At 54.4% G+C, this 20,463-nt stretch carries 17 protein-coding genes; 10 read left to right on the plus strand and 7 right to left on the minus strand.

The window, feature by feature from the left end:
- Positions 1-207: 207 nt before the first annotated feature.
- From ACEQ15_RS06080 to ACEQ15_RS06095, 4 genes are all read right to left on the minus strand, one after another.
- Entirely contained in the window at positions 208-1,929 is a 1,722-nt protein-coding gene (locus tag ACEQ15_RS06080) for a proline--tRNA ligase (protein ID WP_370278194.1), read from the minus strand.
- A gap of 184 nt (positions 1,930-2,113) precedes the next feature.
- Positions 2,114-2,938, minus strand: a complete 825-nt coding sequence (locus ACEQ15_RS06085; protein ID WP_370278195.1) for a mechanosensitive ion channel family protein — start codon at positions 2,936-2,938, stop codon at positions 2,114-2,116.
- A gap of 58 nt (positions 2,939-2,996) precedes the next feature.
- The gene (locus tag ACEQ15_RS06090) at positions 2,997-3,497 is read right to left on the minus strand and encodes a DUF523 domain-containing protein (protein ID WP_372530377.1); all 501 of its coding nucleotides are present in this window, start codon (positions 3,495-3,497) and stop codon (positions 2,997-2,999) included.
- Positions 3,498-3,591: 94 nt separating this feature from the next.
- Positions 3,592-5,151: a methyl-accepting chemotaxis protein gene (locus ACEQ15_RS06095; protein ID WP_370278197.1), complete on the minus strand. Its 1,560-nt coding sequence runs from the start codon at positions 5,149-5,151 to the stop codon at positions 3,592-3,594.
- A gap of 384 nt (positions 5,152-5,535) precedes the next feature.
- Between ACEQ15_RS06095 and ACEQ15_RS06100 the strand changes: the two genes are divergently transcribed.
- The 6 genes from ACEQ15_RS06100 (at position 5,536) to ACEQ15_RS06125 (ending at position 11,270) form a co-directional block, all read left to right on the plus strand.
- Positions 5,536-6,693: an acyl-CoA dehydrogenase family protein gene (locus ACEQ15_RS06100; RefSeq protein WP_370278198.1), complete on the plus strand. Its 1,158-nt coding sequence runs from the start codon at positions 5,536-5,538 to the stop codon at positions 6,691-6,693.
- A 12-nt stretch (positions 6,694-6,705) separates the two neighbouring features.
- On the plus strand, positions 6,706-7,854 hold the full coding sequence (locus ACEQ15_RS06105; protein WP_370278199.1) for a CaiB/BaiF CoA transferase family protein: 1,149 nt from the start codon (positions 6,706-6,708) through the stop codon (positions 7,852-7,854).
- A 61-nt stretch (positions 7,855-7,915) separates the two neighbouring features.
- Complete coding sequence (locus tag ACEQ15_RS06110; RefSeq protein WP_370278200.1) at positions 7,916-9,574, plus strand: AMP-binding protein; 1,659 nt, start codon at positions 7,916-7,918, stop codon at positions 9,572-9,574.
- A 14-nt stretch (positions 9,575-9,588) separates the two neighbouring features.
- Positions 9,589-10,017: a PaaI family thioesterase gene (locus ACEQ15_RS06115; protein WP_370278201.1), complete on the plus strand. Its 429-nt coding sequence runs from the start codon at positions 9,589-9,591 to the stop codon at positions 10,015-10,017.
- A gap of 15 nt (positions 10,018-10,032) precedes the next feature.
- The gene (locus ACEQ15_RS06120; protein ID WP_370278202.1) at positions 10,033-10,455 is read left to right on the plus strand and encodes a PaaI family thioesterase; all 423 of its coding nucleotides are present in this window, start codon (positions 10,033-10,035) and stop codon (positions 10,453-10,455) included.
- Entirely contained in the window at positions 10,455-11,270 is an 816-nt protein-coding gene (locus tag ACEQ15_RS06125; RefSeq protein WP_370278203.1) for an alpha/beta fold hydrolase, read from the plus strand. The genes ACEQ15_RS06120 and ACEQ15_RS06125 overlap by 1 nt, the downstream gene beginning before the upstream one ends.
- Positions 11,271-11,430: 160 nt before the next feature.
- Here the strand turns inward: ACEQ15_RS06125 and ACEQ15_RS06130 are convergent, their stop codons facing one another.
- Positions 11,431-12,048 carry a response regulator transcription factor gene (locus ACEQ15_RS06130; protein WP_282353723.1) on the minus strand — a complete coding sequence of 206 codons (618 nt, stop codon included), beginning with the start codon at positions 12,046-12,048 and terminating at the stop codon, positions 11,431-11,433.
- Positions 12,048-13,547: a PAS domain S-box protein gene (locus tag ACEQ15_RS06135; RefSeq protein WP_282353721.1), complete on the minus strand. Its 1,500-nt coding sequence runs from the start codon at positions 13,545-13,547 to the stop codon at positions 12,048-12,050. Before ACEQ15_RS06135 ends, ACEQ15_RS06130 begins: the two co-directional genes overlap by 1 nt.
- A 476-nt stretch (positions 13,548-14,023) precedes the next feature.
- Here ACEQ15_RS06135 and ACEQ15_RS06140 point away from each other — a divergent pair, with 476 nt between their 5' ends.
- On the plus strand, positions 14,024-15,652 hold the full coding sequence (locus ACEQ15_RS06140; protein ID WP_370278204.1) for an acyl-CoA synthetase: 1,629 nt from the start codon (positions 14,024-14,026) through the stop codon (positions 15,650-15,652).
- A 49-nt stretch (positions 15,653-15,701) separates the two neighbouring features.
- Here ACEQ15_RS06140 and ACEQ15_RS06145 read toward each other — a convergent pair whose 3' ends face one another.
- Positions 15,702-16,133, minus strand: a complete 432-nt coding sequence (locus ACEQ15_RS06145; protein ID WP_370278205.1) for a MaoC family dehydratase — start codon at positions 16,131-16,133, stop codon at positions 15,702-15,704.
- A gap of 297 nt (positions 16,134-16,430) precedes the next feature.
- On the opposite strand from ACEQ15_RS06145, the gene ACEQ15_RS06150 reads away from it, so the two are divergent.
- The 3 genes from ACEQ15_RS06150 to ACEQ15_RS06160 all read left to right on the plus strand — a co-directional run bounded on the left by ACEQ15_RS06150 (position 16,431) and on the right by ACEQ15_RS06160 (position 20,175).
- Positions 16,431-18,227, plus strand: a complete 1,797-nt coding sequence (locus ACEQ15_RS06150) for an acyl-CoA dehydrogenase family protein (RefSeq protein WP_370278206.1) — start codon at positions 16,431-16,433, stop codon at positions 18,225-18,227.
- Between the two features lie 108 nt (positions 18,228-18,335).
- A complete protein-coding gene (fabV, locus tag ACEQ15_RS06155) occupies positions 18,336-19,526 on the plus strand; it encodes an enoyl-ACP reductase FabV (RefSeq protein ID WP_370278207.1) in 1,191 nt (396 codons plus the stop codon).
- A gap of 226 nt (positions 19,527-19,752) precedes the next feature.
- A complete protein-coding gene (locus ACEQ15_RS06160) occupies positions 19,753-20,175 on the plus strand; it encodes an META domain-containing protein (protein WP_370278208.1) in 423 nt (140 codons plus the stop codon).
- Positions 20,176-20,463: the final 288 nt, after the last annotated feature.

Below are 20,463 nucleotides of genomic sequence, written 5' to 3' on the forward strand. Positions count from 1 at the left end.
CCAGTTAATTGGGGTAAATGCAATGGCTCAAAAAAGTTAATCTGATCGCCAGTGATCGGTTCCCGCGCAGCTGAGGTCACGAAGCGTTGAATCTTTATCGCTTTTTATGCTTCCTATTGCGGCGTTATACGGTGTTTTTATTAAGGAAAAACTAAAAAAGCCACGGCAAATGCAGTGGCTTTTTTGTGTCGTACTTACGGTGGCTGATCAGGCTTTGACGTTCTGCTTCAGCAGGTCAGTGATCTGATCCAGGGCAACTTCCTGTTTGTCGGCATCGCGACGGCCTTTGTACTCTACGGTGCCGGCCTTGATGCCGCGGTCGGAGATCACCACGCGGTGTGGAATACCGATCAGTTCCATATCGGCAAACTTCACCCCTGGGCTGACTTTGGCACGGTCATCCAGCAGTACATCGTAACCCGCTGCAGTCAGCTCTTCGTACAGACGTTCAGCTTCAGCACGTACTTCTTCGGATTTCTCGTACTTCAGTGCCACAATCGCAACGGTGAACGGCGCGATGGACTCTGGCCAGATGATGCCGCGGTCGTCGTTGTTCTGCTCGATTGCAGCCGCTACGACACGGGTCACACCGATACCGTAACAACCCATATCCATCACAACAGATTTGCCGTTCTCGTCCAATACAGTCGCATTCAGCGCTTCGGAGTACTTCTGGCCCAGCTGGAAGATGTGGCCCACTTCGATACCACGCTTGATCACCAGCGTACCCTGGCCGTCCGGGCTTGGATCACCTTCAACCACGTTACGCAGGTCTGCCACTTCCGGCATCTCTACGTCGCGGCCCCAGTTCACACCGAAGTAGTGTTTACCATCGATGTTCGCGCCCGCGCCGAAGTCAGAAGACTTGGAAACCGCACGGTCGATGATGCATGGGATGTTCAGGTTTACAGGGCCCAGGGAACCAGCGCCAGCGCCGATCACGTCGCGGAACTCGTCTTCGGATGCCATGGTCAGAGGTTCAGCAACCTGCGGCAGTTTCTCTGCCTTGATCTCGTTCAGCTCGTGGTCGCCACGTACAATCAGGGCAACGAAGTCTGCTTCGCACTCTTCAGATGCCTTGACGATCAGAGTCTTGATGGTTTTCTCGATCGGCTGATTGTACTTCTCTACCAGATCCGCGATGGTTTTTGCGTCTGGTGTATCAACCAGGGTCATCTCCTGAGTTGGTGCTGCCAGGTCACCTTCCGGTGTCAGGGCTTCAGCCAGCTCTACGTTCGCTGCATAGTCGCTGGTATCGGAGAACGCGATATCGTCTTCACCGGACTCAGCCAATACGTGGAACTCGTGAGAAGCGTCGCCACCGATAGAACCGCTATCGGCCTGTACCGGACGGTAGTCCAGACCCAGGCGGTCGAAGATGCTCACGTAGGTCTGGTGCATCACATCGTACGTTTCCTGCAGGGATTCTTTGCCGATGTGGAAGGAGTATGCATCCTTCATGATGAACTCACGGGAGCGCATCACACCAAAACGTGGACGGATCTCGTCACGGAATTTGGTCTGGATCTGATAGAAGTTCGCCGGCAGCTGCTTGTAGCTCTGCAGCTCGTTGCGCACCATGTCGGTGATAACTTCTTCATGGGTCGGGCCTACGCAGAATTCGCGGCTGTGGCGATCGTTTACGCGCAGCAGTTCTGGGCCGTACTGCTCCCAGCGGCCGGACTCCTGCCACAGTTCTGCAGGCTGGATCGCGGGCATCAGGACTTCCTGAGCGCCAGATTTGTTCATCTCGTCACGAACAATCTTTTCTACTTTGCGCAGGGTTTTCAGGCCCATTGGCAGCCAGGTGTACAAACCGGACGCCAGTTTACGGATCATACCAGCACGCAGCATCAGCTGGTGGCTGATAACCTCTGCGTCGGATGGGGTCTCTTTGAGAGTAGCAATCAGATATTGGCTTGCGCGCATAAATCCTTAACCCATGAATGAATTCTGTCTTTGAAAGGCGGACATTTTAGGGTGCGGGCAGCGGCCTGCCAAGCGTTGCAACGGATCAATTAGTCGTGCGAGGGAGAAAAGGGCCGTTATTCGGTGGATTTTGTGGGGTATGTGCGCCTGTCACAACGCACATACCCATTTATAGAACGCGCTGTCAGGCGCTGTTCTTCAGCGTAACTTCACGTTGTGGGAACGGAATCTCAATACCTTCTTCTTTAAAGACGTTGTACAGCGCCAGGTTCACCTGGTACTGCACTTCAAAATAACGCTGTGTTGGCACCCAGTAACGGTAGCCGATATCCACGGATGAGTCGCCAAAACCTTCGATGCCCACCTGTGGAGCGGGTTCGGCGGTTATCTCGTTAAAGCCGGCGAGGGTGTTTCGCACCACCTCGATGGCATGATTGGCATCGGCGCTATAGCTGATACCGATGCTGGCTTCCACCACTTTATTACCAAAGGAGTTGGTGATCACTTCGCCGACAATGTGCTTGTTCGGGATCGTGATGATTTCGCCGTCTTCGGTGGAGAGCAGGGTATAAGCCAGCTTGATCTCTTCCACCACGCCGGTGATCTCGTTAATGGTAATGGTGTTGCCAACCACGAACGGACGGGTAAGGACGATGGTAAAACCCGCGCCGTAGTTGGAGAACACTCCCTGTAACGCCAAACCGGCACTCAGGGAGATGGCACCGATCGCAGCAACGAATGGGGCGACACTGATGCCAAACTTGCCCAAGCAGATCACCACGATCATAGCGATAAACAGCAGACGCACGCAGTTGGAGATAAACAGACGCAGCGTGACGTCGATCTCGTTCCGCTCGCAGATGCGCAGGGTGATGTTGCTGATCCAGCGGGCGATTATCAGGCCGATTATAAAAATGATAATCGCGCCGATGACCTGAAAGCTGTAGTTGACGAAGAAGTCGACGATGAGGGTGTAGAAGTGGGTGAGGGCTTTAAGTTCCTCTTGCATCGCAAAGGCTCCCTGATGGCGATTTTAGCCAGAGAGCCGTTGCAATGTGCGTTGCTCCCTAGCGTTCTGAAACAAACTGGAACAGATCTTCCAGTTGGTGTTCATTAAACACCGGAATGCCGTTGCGTAAAAGCTCTGAAGCGGCCGCGCCACTCCCTTCGGTCAGTTGGCCAGAAAACGAACCGTCATAGATTTGGGTATTGCCACACGAGGGGCTGTTGGCCTTCATCAAGGCGCAGCACACTTTTTCTTTCTTGGCGCGTTCCAGTGTTTTTTCCGCACCCAATAGGAAAGCAGGAGTGACATCTTCACCGGTGCGATCGGTGATCAAAATCGGAAACTTAGACTGGGTTTCTGCCGGAGGGCGAGGTGTTGGCAATCCGCCCGAGCTTTCAGGGCAGATTTTGACGAGTCGACCCTCGTCGTTCCAGCGCTGAATCACCGGGTGATCGATGAGTGAGTGACCGCCGTCATAACGGACTGAGTCGCCCATCAGACAAGCACTTACAAGTATTTTTCCCATAACTAGAGCCGTTGTTATTGTTATTGTCGCGGGCATATTCTACTCACGCGCTAACACTCTGCAAGGCGCTGAAATTGACGGAGGTCACTCAGTTTTTAGTTTGGCTGCTTTTTGTACATCAGTTTCTGTGCTAATGCCGCGAGATAATCCGCTCCACCATATTGCTTTGCATGTTGGCCAGGCGCAGGGTGGACCGGTTCATCTCAAGGGTTTTCTCGGCTTCATCCGAAACTTGGTTGGCTGCGTTGCTGATGGTGTGGATCTGCTCATTCACCTCCTGGGTGGCCGCGCTTTGTTGATGGGTAGAGCTGGCAATCTCTGAGGTCATACCGCTGATGACATCGACCGCGCTCAGAATGGAGATCAGATTGTGACCCGCTTCTTCAATACGATGCACGGTGGAGTCGGCCAGGTGCTGACCACTTTTGATTGCTGACGAGATGTCGCGGGTTTCTGCTTGCAGGCCCTCGATGATTTTACCGATCTCCTGTGTGGACATGCGGGTCCGTAAGGCGAGTGAGCGAACTTCGTCAGCAACGACAGCAAAGCCCCGTCCGTTCTCTCCAGCGCGTGCGGCTTCAATGGCCGCGTTCAGGGCCAGCAAGTTGGTTTGTTCGGCAATATCGTGGATGACCTCCACCACCTTATCGATCTGGGAGTTACGGGCTTCCAGGCTTGTCAGGTTTTCACCGATGGTGTCTATTGCGGCATCCAGTTGTTTGATTGCATCAACGGCTTGGTGAACCACACCGGTACCTACCTCCGCATCCTGCTGCACCTGATTGACCTGATCCAACGCGAGTTGGGTGTTTTCCGCCATGTTGCTGGTGGTGGCGGTCATCTCCTCGACGGTTACCGCAATCTGTTCAAGGGCGTTGGTCTGTGCCTGAAGATTATCGAAGGTCGCATTCATCACCTTATCGGAGGTGTCAGAGCTGCGTTTGACCTCGTTCGATGCATCCTGAATGCGGCGTAGCACGGCATCCAGTTGGGACTGTAGCTGGCACTGAACCAGTTCAAGCTGCCCAATATCATCGGTCGTTCCCGTGTAGATCAGTTGTTTGACTGGATGGCTGACAATACTGCGGCTGGAATTTACCAGTCGCTTGAATCTACGTGTCAGTAATTTGCAGCCTGTTATAACCATGAGCGCTGAAATCGACGCAGCGATGTAGGAACCTACGCCGGGGTGTTGCCATAGCGTCCAGCCGGCCAGAGGAGATAGCGACAATAAGGTGGCCAGGCTGAGACGGGTTCCCAATTCAAGCGGCTTGCGAGAGAGTGCTTTGGGTGTCTTGCCGCGGAGTCGCTGCTCGTAGATCGATTGAGCAAAACGCATGACCTGTGCGGACGGTTGTCGATAGACCACCTGATATTCGGTGACGGTGTCATTCTCCAAGGTGGGGATGATGTAGGTATCCAGCCACATATCGTCACCACGACGGTTGCGATTGAGGATGATCCCCATCCAGGGCTGACCGGCAGTCACCGTTTCCCATAGTTGATCAAACGGCCCCGCAGGCATTTTGGGGTGGCGCAGTATTTTGATGTTTTTGCCGTAAAGTTCGTCTCGGGCGTAACCGGATAGTCGGCAAAAGTCATCGCTGACATAGCGGATATTGGCATCCGGATCGGTAGTCACTACAAGGATGTCGTTATCCGATGGACGTTTATTTTTATCGTTATTCATCGTGTATACGGTCTCTCCAAGTCTTTGTATTCCATGCGAAAGTGTTGCTGCAGAATCCAGCAGAAACCGTGCCATGCCTGACGTCTGGCCCGCGAAGGCCGTTTTATGCGGTGTGGAAGCCAGTTAACCGAATTGAGAGTTGATCATTTGATGAGGTCGGGCTGACGGAGTGAGGCATTTTCATCAGCGGATTAATCTTTTGGATATGCCGCACTTGCAGCATGTTCCGCCTGCGATTGGCCGACAGCGTACGAAGGCAGGAGCCTGCAGGGTAATTTAGGTTGTTTGGCTGAACCTGGGTTTGTATTTGGCTTGATAGATTGATGTTTACGTAAACGTAAATTTGGGGTATAGATTAGGGTAAACCCTTAAGTGGAGACCCTGATGGACCTTTCTCTGACAGAAGAACAACAACTCATCCAGGACACCGCAAAACGTTTTGCCGAGACCGAATTGGCGCCTGTTGCGGAAAAACTGGATCAGACCAAAGATAAATCCATCCTGTTGGAAAATTGTAAAAAGCTCGCTGAATTGGGCTTTATGGGCCTGAACATCAAAGGCCAGTATGGCGGTACTGAGGCTGGCGTTGTTGCGTTCAGTCTGGCGATGACAGAGATCGCCCGTGCCTGTGCATCTACCGCTGTGACCATGTCGGTAACCAACATGGTGGCGGAAGTGATCCAGGCGATGGGTACCGAAGAGCAGAAAGACAAATACCTGCCGCTGATCTGCAGCGGTGAATACCGTGCGGGCAGCTTCTGCCTGACTGAATCCGGTGCGGGTTCCGACCCTGCCTCTATGCGTGCGAAAGCGGTGAAAACCGAAAACGGCTACGCAATCTCCGGTACCAAGCAGTGGATCACCAGCGCTGAGTTCGCCGGTGTATTCGTGGTGTGGGCGGTAACCGATCCGGAAGCGAAGAAAGGTAAAGGCATCACCTGCTTCCTGGTCGAAGCCGGTACGCCGGGTATTACTGTAGCGCCGGCTGAGAAGAAGATGGGCCAGCACGGCTCTGCAACCAACGAAGTGCACTTTGAGAATGTAGAAGTGCCGGAATCTGCAATCCTGGGCAAATTGAACGATGGCTTCCGTCTGGCAGTGGCCGAGCTGGCCGGTGGCCGAATCGGTATCGGTTCTCTGGCGTTGGGTGTTGGTCTGGCGGCGATGGACTATGCGACCGCATACATCCAGGAGCGTAAGCAGTTTGGTCGTCCGATCTCTGACTTCCAGGGACTGCAGTGGATGATGGCGGACCGCTACACCGAACTGGAAGCGGCGCGTTTGCTGTTGATGTCTGCGGCGGATCGTAAAGAGCGTGACCTGCCGTTTGCCAAGGAAGCCTCCATGGCGAAAGTGTTTGCCAGCGAGAAGGCAAACCAGGCGTGTTACAGCGCCCTGCAGATGTTGGGTGGCTACGGCTACATGCAGGAGTACCCGCTGGAGCGCTATACCCGCGACGTGCGTATCACCTCGATCTACGAAGGTACCAGTGAGATTCAGCGTGTGATTATCGCGCGTGAAATCCTGCGTGAGTTCAGCTAAGGGTCACCGCATATGAAACCTCTCGCCGGGCTTAAAGTACTCGATTTCTCCACCCTGTTACCGGGGCCGTACGCCACCATGTTGCTGGCTGATATGGGCGCGGAGGTGGTGCGTGTCGAGTCGCCTGTGCGGGATGACCTGGTGCGCAACATGAAACCGCAGATTGACGGTCAATCTGCGGCGTTTCGTTACCTGAACCGGGGTAAGCAATCGATCACTCTGGATCTGAAACATCCTGATGCTCAGTCCATCGTGCATAGATTGGTGGAGGAGTTCGACATCGTTGTTGAACAGTTCCGTCCGGGGGTGATGCATCGACTGGGGTTGGGATATGAGGATCTGAGCAAGGTTAAGCCTGATCTGATCTATTGCTCCATCTCGGGTTACGGCCAGGTCGGTGCCTATGCTGAAAAAGCGGGGCACGATATCAATTTCCTCGCCCTTGCCGGTGTCTCCAGTCATATGGGACGTGCCGGGCAGGGGCCTTGTCCTCTGGGTGTGCAGGTCGCAGATATTGCAGCGGGTTCCCATCCGGCTGTGGTGTCTATTCTGGTAGCCGTGATTCAGCGAGACCGTCAGGGCAAGGGTGCCCAGATCGATATCTCCATGGCGGATAACAGCATGGCGCTGCAGGCGTTGCTGGCACCGGGTGCTCTTAACGGCGGCCGTGAAGATGGCTACGAAACCCATTTCCTTAACGGGGCTGGGTTCTACGACTACTACCCAACCCGCGACGGGCGTTTTATGGCGGTGGGAAGTCTTGAACCGCAATTTAAGCGTGCCTTGCTGGAAACCCTTGAAGCATCTGAGCTGGCAGAACTCGATGACAAAACGCTGAAAGTTCAGCTACGCGAGATCTTCCAGAGTCAGGACCTGGCTTTCTGGCAGCAGGCGTTTGCCGATGTCGATGCCTGCGTTGAACCTGTGCTGACCATGACGGAAGCGGCAGACCATCCCGCTTTTGTGTCCCGGGGACTTATTCAGAAGAACAATAAAAACGGTGAGGTGCAAGTTGCACCGGCGATCCGCTTTAACAACGAATCCACGCCATTGCCTGCAGAAGCACCACTGCGCGGTGCTGACACGGACACAGTCCTGCAGATGGCGGGAATGAACAACGATGAAATAGATAAACTCCGGACGGCAGGTGTGTTTGGCTAAACGCCACACAGTTCATGTCTCTACCGGGGAAAGAATAACAACGATAAACGAGAGAAAGAAAATGACTACGGAAAACTACCAGGCATATTATGATCAGTTTGATCCGGCGATGATCGAAGAGAAGATGATCGGTAATCTGAAGGACGGTTTTAACGTCTGTGAAGAGATCGTTGATAAATGGGCCGATGGTGATGGCGTAGCGCTGAAGTACGAAGGTGCGACCCGCGAAGCCTCTCAGCTGACCTTTGCTGAGCTGAAAGAGAAAGCGGCTCAGTTCGCCAACTACCTGGAGTCTCAGGGCATCGGTAAAGGCGACCGCGTTGCGGCGCTGCTGCCACGTACCCCAGAGTTGATGGTTGTCATCATGGGTACCCTGCGTGCCGGTGCTGTTTACCAGCCGCTGTTTACCGCGTTTGGTCCAGGTGCGATCGAATACCGTGTACAGCAGGCGGGTACCAAACTGGTAGTCACCGATCCGGCGAACCGCTCCAAGCTGGACGACGTGCAGGGTTGCCCATCTATCCTGCTGGTTAACCGCGCGGCGGCTGACGAAAAGTATGCGGCTGACCGTGACTTCTCTGAGCAGGTAGACAGCCTGTCTACCGAATTTGCACCGGTACGCGTCGGTGCAGAAGATCCGTTCCTGCAGATGTTCACCTCCGGTACCGTAGGTAAGTCCAAGGGTGTTGCCGTACCTTCCCGCGCAATTCTTTCTTTCTACATCTACATGCGCTTTGCGATTGGTCTGCGTCCGGAAGATACCTACTGGAACGTGGCTGATCCAGGCTGGGCATACGGTCTGTACTATGCCGTTGTTGGCCCGCTCCTGCTGGGAAATACCACTCACTTCTGTGAAGCGGCATTCACCCCGGAAACCACCTACGACATGCTGCGTAAGTACAACATCACCAACCTGGCCGCGGCACCAACTGCGTACCGTATGCTGATGGCGAACGACAACGTACTGTCTGCGGATGATAAGTTTGATCTGCGTGTTGCAAGCAGTGCGGGTGAGCCGCTGAACCCGGAAGTTATCAGTTGGGTTGATAAGCGTCTGGGCTGCCCGGTAATGGACCACTACGGTCAGACCGAAACCGGCATGACCGCATGTAACCACCACGACCTGGAGCAGGATGTGGTACGCGTCGGTTCTATGGGCTTCTCCATGCCAGGTCACCGTGTAGTGGCGCTGGATGCGGACTACAACGAGATCGCAGAAGGTGAAACCGGCCAGCTGGCGGTGGATGTGGATAACTCTCCGCTGTTCTTCTTCCAGGGTTACACCTGGCAGGAAAAGAACCCGTTCCACGGTAAATACTACCTGACCGGTGACGTGGTAATGAGCCACGGCGACGGCAGCTACTCCTTCACCGGCCGTGACGACGACATCATCACTACCGCGGGTTACCGTGTAGGACCTGCGGATGTGGAGAGCACCCTGATCGAGCACGAAGCAGTGGCTGAGTCTGGTGTAGTCGGCAAGCCGGATCCGAAACGTGGTTCCATCATCAAAGCGTACGTTGTGATCAAGCCGGAGTTCGACGCCAACGAAGAGCTGGCAGAAGAGCTGAAGCAGCACGTACGTAACCGCCTCTCCACTCACGCATTCCCACGTGAGATCGAGTTTGTGCAGGATCTGCCTAAGACACCAAGTGGCAAAATCCAGCGCTTCATCCTGCGTAACCAGGCCCGCGACGAAAGCGAGACTGTTACCGCTTAACGGAGATTGCCTGAATGAAACCGAGCAACCCGGACTACGAGTCTGAGACTCGCCGGGTTTTCGATCAGGCACCGTTTATCCGTCAACTAGGGGCTGAACTCCTTGAGTTCAGCCCCGGTCTTTGTCGGACCCGGATAATCCTGAACGAAAACCACAAACAGCAGGACGGTTTTGTCCATGCCGGTGTTCAGGCCACACTGGCGGATCACAGCTGTGGCACTGCAGCGGCGACGTTGATCGCCCAAGGTCAGCGGGTTCTGACCGCCGACTTTACCGTTAACCTGCTGCGTCCCGCCCAGGGCCACACACTGGAATGCGAAGCTAAGGTGATCAAACAGGGTAGAACCCTGACGGTCGCTGAAGGTGAGGTGTATGCGGTTGGTGAACAGCGTAAGCTGGTGGCCAAGGCGACAGTGACACTGGCAATCGTAACCGTGGACTAATCGAGAGGTAGCGCGATGGAGATGAATTTCGAAGAGATGCGGCAGTTCCTGGCGGATCATTTCCCGCAGGGAGAACAGTACGGTGAGTTGCTGGAGTTGGGGGATGGTACCTCTACCATGCGCCTGCCGGTGGATGACCAGCACCTGCGCCCCGGTGGTACGGTATCCGGTCCTGCCATGATGGGATTGGCCGATGTGGCAGTTTATGCTGCACTGCTGAGCCGAATCGGCCCGGTTGCCCTCGCGGTGACCACTAACCTGAATATCAATTTCCTGCGTAAACCCGCCTCCGATATGGACATCATCGCCAAAGCACAGATGCTGAAGGTGGGTAAACGGCTCGGCGTGGGTGAGGTGTATATCCTGTCCGACGGTGATGAAGATCCGGTTGCCCACGCGACCATGACCTATTCGATCCCAGCGCCGGAGAACCGTTGATGAGTCTGAGCTGGAATGAACGGATACTGACCCTGCCCGATGGGCAGCACGTCCATGCAATGCACGGTACTCAGTCTTCTGGGAGTGACAAACCGACGCTGGTGTTTCTGCACGAAGCACTGGGCCATATCCGTATGTGGAAGCAGTTTCCGCAGCGGGTGGCCGAGGCGACTGGCTGTGACGTGTTTGTGTACGAACGCTTGGGTTACGGCGAATCGTCCCCGATTACTTTGCCACGCGCCGACGACTATCTGGTACCGGAAGGTGAACAGCGGGTGGGCGAAGTGCTGGATGCTGCAGGTATCGGAGAGGTGATCCTGATTGGTCACAGTGACGGCGGTACCATCACCCTGATCGCGGCGTCTGTGTTGGGTGATCGAGTGAAAGCGATCATCACCGAAGCGGCGCATCTGTACGCGGATCACCTGACACTGGCAGGTATTCGTGAAGCGGTTGAGCGTTATAACAATTCCGATCTGCCAGAGCGACTGGCACGCTATCACGGCGAGCGTACCGATCTGCTGTTTCGTGCCTGGTCAGAGACCTGGTTGCGGGAGAGTTGTCACCAGAATATGGATTTCAGCCGCTGGCTGTCGGGTATCAGCTGTCCGGCGCTGATCATTCAAGGGAAAGACGACCAGTACGGTGTACCTGAACAGGTCACTGATATCTGTGCGGGTATTGGTGAGAATGCCACGCCTCTCTACCTGGATGGCTGCGGTCATGTTCCGCATCTGGAAGCGGAGCAGCCGGCGCTGGAGGCGATGGTGCCGTTTATCCTGCGTCAGTTTGAAGAAGAAACTGTGGAGATCTGAGTGTGAAGGCGTTGGGCTTTGCTTCGCAATGGCCAACCTACGTGTGTGGTGTGTTCAGCAAGTAGGTTGGCCAACGCAACGCGTTGCCCAACTTAATCAGGTGATTTGCGCTTGAAGGTGTTGGGCATTGCTGCGCAATGACCAACCTACAGATATGTGCTTAGCTTGCTTCCGCAAGTTTTGCCGCCTGCTGCACCAGCTCTGGCAGGCTACCTGCGCGCATTTTGCTCATCACGCGTGCGCGGTGAACTTCAACGGTTTTCGGGCTGATGCCCAGCTCCTCCGCAATCTCACGGTTGGCTTTACCCACAACCACCAGACCCATCACCTCTTTTTCACGACGGCTCAGGCTGTCGTGGCAGGCCTGGATCTCACCCAGTTCGCTTAGGTCTTTGCGCATCTCTTCCGCGCGGCTCAGCGCTTTATCCACCAGGCGCAGCAGCACTTCGTCATCAAATGGCTTTTCCAGGAAATCCAGGGCGCCGTTTTTCATTGCGCTCACCGCCATCGGGATATCACCGTGGCCGGACAGTACGATGATTGGCAGCTGGATACCGCGGTCCTGCATGATCTGCTGCAGGGCCAGGCCGTTGATCTCCGGCATACGTACGTCGAGCAGCATGCAGCCGATCTCGCCGTTGAAGTTATCCAGAAACGCTTGGGCAGACGGGTAGGTGATCACTTGATGGCTGGCGGATTCCAGCAACCACTGCATAGAGTCACGAAAATCTTCGTCATCGTCGACGATATAGATAGTACCTGTCACGCTTGCTTGCATTATTTATCCCTTAACGGAAGTTTCAGATGGAAATGGGTTCCGGTCTTGCCGTCGCTCTCGGCCCAAAGCTGTCCGCCATGGGTTTCGATAATGGTGCGGGAGATGGACAATCCCATTCCCAGACCGGTGGATTTCGACGTGTAGAACGGTTCAAACAGGTTAGCCAGCCCCTCACTTGAAATCCCTTTGGCTTCATCCTCCACCGAGATATAGATATACCCCCCGGCGTTGCGGGTGCTGATAATAACGGGTCTGTATGCCTTATCACAATCGCTGTATGCCTCGATTGCGTTTCGCATCAGGTTCAGCAGCACCTGTTCGATCTGGACTTTGTCCGCCAACAACGGTGGTGCATCCTCGTCCAGATGGAAATCGAAGGTGATGTTATGGTCAATGGCTTCCTGATGCAAAAAGTGGCTTACCTCGTGGCAGGCATCATTAACCGAGAACTCCAGACGCTGGTATTCCGTCTTACGCACGAAGGCCCGCATACGCTTGATAATCTCGGCGGCACGTTTGGCCTGCTTGGTAATCAGCTCCATGGAGCGGGTGACGGTATCCACTGCATCGTCGGGTTTATCTTCCAGGCGACGCTGGGTGCCCCGGCAGTAGTTGAGGATCGCTGCCAGTGGCTGATTGATCTCATGGGCCAGGCCGGTCGCCATCTCACCCACGGATAGCAGACGTGACATGTGTGCCAGTTCTAGCTGGTGGCGTTTGGCTTCCTCTTCCGCCTTGCGGCGCAGGGTGATGTCTCGGCCGATGATGGAGTAGTACTCCACCTTGTTGTTCTCGCGGCGGTTACGGTGGGCGATGATTTCACGCACCTCCGCAACACGGTTCAACTGCTCCGGCAGATGCATCGGTACGCTGCCGTACCAGACACCGTGAATAGCGGCGTGATCCAAGGCGTCATTCAGCAGCGATTCGATCACATCCGGTGCAAACAGCTGATTCAGGTAATAGATTACCGGAGTGTCTTTTTCTGTCCCCAGCGTGTGGTAGGCGGACTCGTTCAGATAGGTCAGCTTACGGGTGTCATGGTTGCAGAACATGATCATATCGGATGACGCTTCTACAACACGCGCCAGGCGGCGCATAGCGCGCTGGGCTTCCTCACGCTCGGTCACATCGCGGGAAACACAGATGATCTCGACCGGATTGCCGTCGTCGTCTCGGATGGTGCGGCTGGTGGTCTCCAGCCAGATATAGTGGCCCGCCTTGTGACGGTAGCGGTACACGTTGGTGTACATCCCTTCGCGATAACGTACGGAGTCTGCGCGGGTCAGCAGGTTGTCGGCATCTTCCGGGTGGAACATGTCGTAGCCCGACATGCCAATGATCTCGTCCTGGGTGTAACCCACCACGGATTCTACCGCCGGGCTAACATCGATGTAGATCCAATCTGGCGCTGGTGTATGGCGCGAGATCATATCCGTGGATTGTTCTACCAGCAGGCGGTAACGGTCGGCGTCCTCCCGACATTGTTCTAGTTCCATAGAGGCTTTCTTATTCATGTAGAGGGCCTGTTAATACTATTTGATTCGAGCCTGTTGCCCCTGAGAAAACGTCAATCCAGGCGCGAGTCTGCGAAGTTTGGTTATTCCAAATAAGCAGCGAGCAACGACGAGTGGCGCTTTCTCAGGGACAACCCGAAGGGCTGTGGTCAGTTTTTTACTCAGCGGTGTTATCAGTCGTTTATGTATATTCAATACACAGCACTCCTTCTGCCTTGCTGAGCAAAAAACTGATCACAGCAGGCCTGATTCAAATAGTTTTATCAGGCCCTTCGCCTAGGGGATTTCCCCCTTTAATGTTCTTGGGACTAATAATATGACTTTAGAATAACTTGAGTAATAAGGGAAATTGCGTAGTATTGGAAGTCGTATAGGGGAAAGTCCCTATCTGCTAACAAGCAATCACAGCCTGGTATAGCAGCGGGCGGTGAGAAATAACTACAACAGGAAAGAGAACGATGAGCACAAAGCATAACCCTTATGAGCTTGGGCTTGAGCAAAATGCAGCCAACTACGCTGCGCTGACTCCGCTTAGTTTTATTGAGCGTGCGGCATTCGTTTACCCGGAGCAGACTGCGACGGTTCATGGACAGGTACGTCGTAACTGGGCAGAGACCTACACCCGTTGCCGCCAGCTGGCGAGCGCGCTGCAGAAGCACGGTATCGAAAAGGGCGACACAGTCTCTGTAGTTGCACCGAACCTGCCGGAAGTTTTTGAATCTCACTTTGGTGTGCCGATGTCCGGTGCGGTGCTGAACGCGATCAACATCCGTCTGGATGCTGAAGCGATCGCCTTCATCCTGCAGCACGCTGAAAGTAAAGTGATCATCGTTGATCGCGAATTTTCTGAAGTAGTTTCCAAGGCCGTGAAGATGTCCGGCCAGACCCCACTGGTTATCGACATTGATGATCCGGACTATGAAGGTGGTGAGCTGATCGGCTCCACCAACTACGAAGCCTTTATTGCAGAAGGTGATCCTGAGTTCGCATGGCAGCCACCGGCAGACGAGTGGGATGCGATCAGTCTGAACTACACCTCCGGTACCACCGGTAACCCGAAAGGTGTGGTGTACCACCACCGTGGTGCTTACCTGAACGCGATGAGCAACATTGTGTCTTGGGATATGGGCCGTCACCCAACCTACCTGTGGACGCTGCCAATGTTCCACTGCAATGGCTGGTGTTTCCCATGGGCGATCGCTGCTGCTGCGGGTACCTCTGTTTCCCTGCGTCACGTACGCGACAAAGATATCTACGACCTGATCCGTGAAGAGAAAGTGGATCATTTCTGTGGTGCGCCAATCGTTCTGAACATGCTGAACAACGCACCGGCTGAGCTGAAAGAAGGCATCAACCACAAGATCAAGGTGATGACCGCAGGCGCTGCGCCTCCAGCTGCTGTAATCCAGGGCAGGGAAGAGATGGGCGTGGAAGTAACCCACGTATACGGTCTGACCGAAACTTACGGTCCATCCGTGGTTTGTGCATGGAAAGATCAGTGGGATGACTGCACTCTCGAGCAGAAAGCCCGTCTGAAAGCACGTCAGGGTGTGAAAGCGCCGATGCTGGAAGGCCTGATGGTGGCAAACCCAGAAACCCTGGAGCCGGTGCCTCAGGACGGCGAAACCATGGGTGAGATCTTCATGCGCGGCAACCTGGTGATGAAGGGATACCTGAAAAACCCATCCACCACCGACGAGTCCTTCGAAGGCGGCTGGTTCCACTCCGGTGACCTGGCGGTATGGCACGAAGACGGTTACATCGAAATCAAAGACCGCTCCAAAGACATCATCATCTCCGGTGGTGAGAACATCTCCAGTATCGAAGTGGAAGATGTTCTGTACCGTCACCCAGAAGTTATGGAAGCCGCGGTGGTTGCCAAGTCCGACGAGAAGTGGGGTGAGGTGCCGTGTGCATTCGTGAAGCTGAAAGAGGGTGCGAAGGTAGATGAAGCCGGCATCATCGAGTTCTGCCGCAACAACATGGCACGCTTTAAGGCGCCGAAGGTTGTGGTATTCGGTGATCTACCGAAAACATCCACCGGTAAGATCCAGAAGTTCGTGCTGCGTGAGAAAGCAGACGCGTAACGGGTAGGAAAAGAGCGCCACTCTGTGAAAACAGAGTGGCGTTTTGCGATTAAGCGTCGCGTTTATCAACCATGAAGGTTGCAGAGCCGGAGGCTACCAGCGTTTCACCCACGTGTACGTCGGTTGTTGCTTTTACACGACCACGGCGCTGATCGATCTCGGAGATGGTCAGGGTCGCGGTAGCGGTATCACCGATGTAAATCGGACGGCGGAATTTGATCTGCTGATCAACATAGATAGCACCAGGTCCCGGCAGGCGGGTACCTGCAACGGTGGAGATCAGTGCAGCACTAAACATACCGTGCACGATACGTTTCTTAAACGGTGTGGTCTGTGCGTATTCCTCGTTGATGTGAATAGGGTTGTTGTCCCCGGATACGCCCGCAAACGTGTAAACGTCGCTTTCGGAGATGGTTTTGGCGTAGCTCGCGCTCATGCCGACTTCAAGATCTTCCAGATAGTAGCCGTGTAGCTCTTGCATGGGTGACGTCCTCAATGGTTGCTGCGTCGCAAAATAATGTTTCGGTATCTTATCGGAATCCAAATAACGAGTATAATAAGTGAAAACCCTTATTTGTGAGTTTGCGCAAAATTTAAGGGTGGGTACAGAGGGCTTGTAAAAACGTAATGAGCGCAGGCTAGAGAAGGCAAAAAGACACGAATAAGCGCAATTTACTGAAGTAAATGAGCATTTTGAGTGGCTTTTTAACGCCCTATAGGCAAGTCGCAATAGTTTTTACACGGCCTCGTAGAGATCACTTTTCAAGGCAGGTACGTGATGGCTGACTACAAAGCTCCCCTGAAAGATATGCATTTCTCCCTGCGCCACAACGCGCGTATGGAACAGCTGGCCCAGCTTCCGGGTTTCGAAGAAGCGTCCGACGATATGGTGACGGCGATTCTGGAAGAGGCCGGTAAGGTCGCGAACGAAATTCTCTCTCCGCTGAACGAAGTGGGTGATAGCACCGGTGTGAAGCTGGTGGATCTGGATGTGCCAACGCCAGAAGGTTTTAAAGAGGCGTACCAGCAATTTGCTGAGGGTGGCTGGGGCTCCCTGCAGTTTGATCCAGAGTTTGGTGGCCAAGGCCTGCCGTACGCACTGTCTATCCCGGTGATGGAGATGTGGCAGTCCGCCAACATGGCGTGGGGCCTGTGTCCGCTGCTGAGCCAGGGGGCGGTTGAAGCGATCTTCCACAACGGCAGCGACGAGCTGAAAGCCAAGTACCTGCCACAGCTGATCAGCGGTGAGTGGAGCGGCACCATGAACCTGACCGAACCGCAGGCCGGTTCCGATCTGGCGGCAATCCGCGCCAAGGCAGAGCCTGAAGGTGACCACTACCGCATCAAAGGCCAGAAGATCTTTATCACCTGGGGTGAGCACGATATGGCTGAAAACATCGTGCACCTGGTGCTGGCGCGTCTGCCGGATGCACCTCCGGGCGTAAAAGGGATCAGCCTGTTTGTTGTGCCTAAGTTCCTGGTAAACGAAGACGGTTCTCTGGGGGAGCGAAACGACGCGAAGTGTGTCTCCCTGGAGCACAAACTGGGTATCCATGCGAGTCCTACCTGCGTGATGGCATTTGGTGACAACGAGGGCGCGATCGGTTACCTGGTGGGTGAAGAAAACAAAGGTCTGGCGTGCATGTTCACCATGATGAACAATGCGCGTCTGGCGGTTGGCCTGCAGGGGGTGGCGATCTCCGAGCGTGCATACCAGCATGCACTGGAATACGCCCATGACCGTGTGCAGAGCCCGGCTGTGGGTACGCGAGAAGCCGGTCCGATCATCCGTCACGCGGATGTACGTCGCATGCTGCTGACCATGAAGTCGATCACCGAAGCGGGTCGTGCGTTGGCATACGATGCCTGTGCAAGCCTCGACTTTGCCCACAATGCGACCGATGCCGAAACCAAAGCCAAAGAAGCGGCACGTGCTGCCTACCTGACCCCAATCGTAAAAGGTTGGTGTACAGAGGTGGCGCAGGAAGTGACCTCCCTGGGCGTACAGGTACACGGTGGTATGGGTTTCATCGAAGAAACCGGTGCCGCTCAGCATTACCGCGATGCGCGCATCCTGCCGATCTACGAAGGCACCAACGCGATTCAGGCGCTGGACCTGGTGGGTCGTAAGACCCTGTTCGATAAAGGTGAAGCGGGTGCAGCGGTTCAGGCAGAGATTGCTGAGCTGGTAGCTGCATTGGAAGCACAGGGTGGTTTTGCAGCGGAAGCCGCTGCACTGAAAGCCTCTCTGGAGCAGGCACAAAATGCTCAGGCGCTGCTGCTGAACGGCGCGGCGGATGATGCACTGATGCCAGGCTCTGTTGCCTACAACTACCTGATGCTGATGGGTACCCTGTGTGGTGGCTGGCAGATTCTGCGTGGTGCATTGGCGGCACAGCAGGAGCTGGGTAACGGCGGCGACGAGACCTTCCTCAACGCTAAGATTCTGAGCGCACGTTTCTACGCGGCTCAGGTTCTGCCTCGTACCGCATCGTACGCACAGATGGTTGCCGCAGGCAGCGAGAGTGTGATGGCGATGAGCGACGAGCAGCTGGCGTCTGCCTGGTTCTCCTAAGCACGTGTCGCAGGCGGCGTGAGCCGTCTTACATCTGTAATATCAGCCCGAAATCGGTTAAGGTTACGGGCTGATTTTTTATGTAACGGATTGAGACTCTAGTTAACCATGATCATCAAACCAAAAATTCGTGGCTTCATCTGTACCACTACCCATCCAACAGGTTGTGCGGCAAATGTGCGCGAGCAGATTGCTTACACTAAAGAGAAAGGCGAGATCGCTGGCGCTAAGCGCGTGCTGGTAATTGGTTCTTCCAGTGGTTACGGTCTCTCTTCCCGTATCGCAGCCGCTTTCGGCTGTGGTGCAGCAACCATCGGCGTATTCTTTGAAAAGCCGGGTACCGAGCGTAAAACCGGTACTGCGGGTTGGTACAACGCTGCTGAATTCGACAAAGCTGCTCATGAAGCGGGTCTGTACGCAAAAAGCCTGAATGGCGATGCGTTCTCCCACGAAGCTAAAGCGAAAACCATCGAGCTGATCAAAGAAGATCTGGGTCAGATCGATCTGGTGGTTTACTCCCTGGCTTCCCCAGTACGCAAAATGCCGGACACTGGTGAAGTTATCCGTTCTACCCTGAAGCCAATCGGCGAGCCATACCGCTCCACTGCAATCGATACCAACAAAGACGTGATCATCGATGCAGAGATCGAGCCGGCGACCCAGGAAGAGATCGACGCTACCGTAACCGTAATGGGCGGCGAAGACTGGGAACTGTGGATGAACGCCCTGAACGATGCGGGTGTTCTGGCTGACGGTGCCAAGTCTGTTGCGTACTCTTACATCGGTTCTGACATCACCTGGCCGATCTACTGGGACGGTGCGCTGGGTAAAGCGAAACAGGATCTGGACCGTGCGGCTGGCGAAATCAACAGCATGCTGCAGGCGAAAGGTGGCCAGGGCAACGTTGCGGTACTGAAGTCTGTTGTGACTCAGGCGAGCTCCGCAATCCCTGTAATGCCGCTGTACCTGTCCATGGTCTTTAAGGTCATGAAAGAGCAGGGTCTGCACGAAGGTTGTATGGAGCAGGTTCAGCGTCTGTTTGCGACCGGCCTGTACGGTGACACTGCTGAGATGGACGACGGTAACCGTTTCCGTATCGACGACTGGGAACTGCGTGAAGACATTCAGCAGGCGTGCCGCGACATGTGGCCTCAGATCACTTCTGAGAACCTGTTCGAAAAGACTGACTACCAGTACTACAAAGACGAGTTCCTGAAACTGTTCGGTTTCGGTATCGAGTCTGTTGACTACGAAGCGGACGTAAGCCCGCTGGTAGAGTTCGACGTAATCGACATCTAATCGCCGTCTAACGCGATCAGATAACAAAAAGCCCGAGGCTTGATGTTTACTTGAAACGTCAACCTTGGGCTTTTTTGTGAGCAATATAGTCCTTTTAAATTGGAATAAATGGGACTATGCTTGCCTGTAATAAACACTTCATAAGGATTTTGAAGGCATGTTTCAGACGGATTTGCTCCGGCGTTTTGCGCCCGTTCTCCTTCTCGCGTTAGCGGGGTGCCAATCGATGGCACCGCAAGAAAACTCCCCTGTAAAAGACACTTCTGATACCGCGCAGGCCTCTGCCACGCTTGATCGTACCTATTGGCGCGTGAAAACCCTCGTGGGTCGTGATGTATCCGGTGAGCTGAATGCATCGGTCGCGTTCCGTAATAACCGCCTGAGTGGCCGTGCCGGTTGTAACTTCTTCTTTGCCGAGTATTCCGAAGAGGAAAACCAGCTGCACGTGGAAGGGATCACCACCTCCAAGAAGATCTGTTTTGCCGCAGTGATGCAGAAGGAGAAACTGCTGCTGCGCACCCTGGCCTCTGCCGACCGTTTTGAAAAGGATGAAAACGGCAACCTCGTAATTTATTCCAGCCGATCTGACGTACCGGTTGTATTCCGACCGATCTCACGCACCGAGATGCCCGTGCTGGCGGTGAGGTAGGTCACTACAACGAATCCCCCTTGATAACGATTTCAATATTTCCATCCAGTGATTAGCCGGCCTTGCGCCGGTTTTTTTTGTCTGGGATTTATATCGTTTGAATATCGGATTTGTAGGGCAGCCTTCAGGCTGCCGGCAGGCTGAAGGCCTGCCCTTGTATCTCTCCAAGATGGGTGGTTAGCTACCGTCCATCGTCAGAAGTCGGTGAGTTTGTGGCTGCCCTTAGTCCCTAAGGCTGTTCTGTAGATTAAACCCCGGCTTCCCCTTATCTCAGAACTGAATGGTATC

The organism is Pontibacterium sp., from assembly GCF_964228735.1.
In the GTDB taxonomy this organism is placed as follows: domain Bacteria; phylum Pseudomonadota; class Gammaproteobacteria; order Pseudomonadales; family Balneatricaceae; genus Pontibacterium.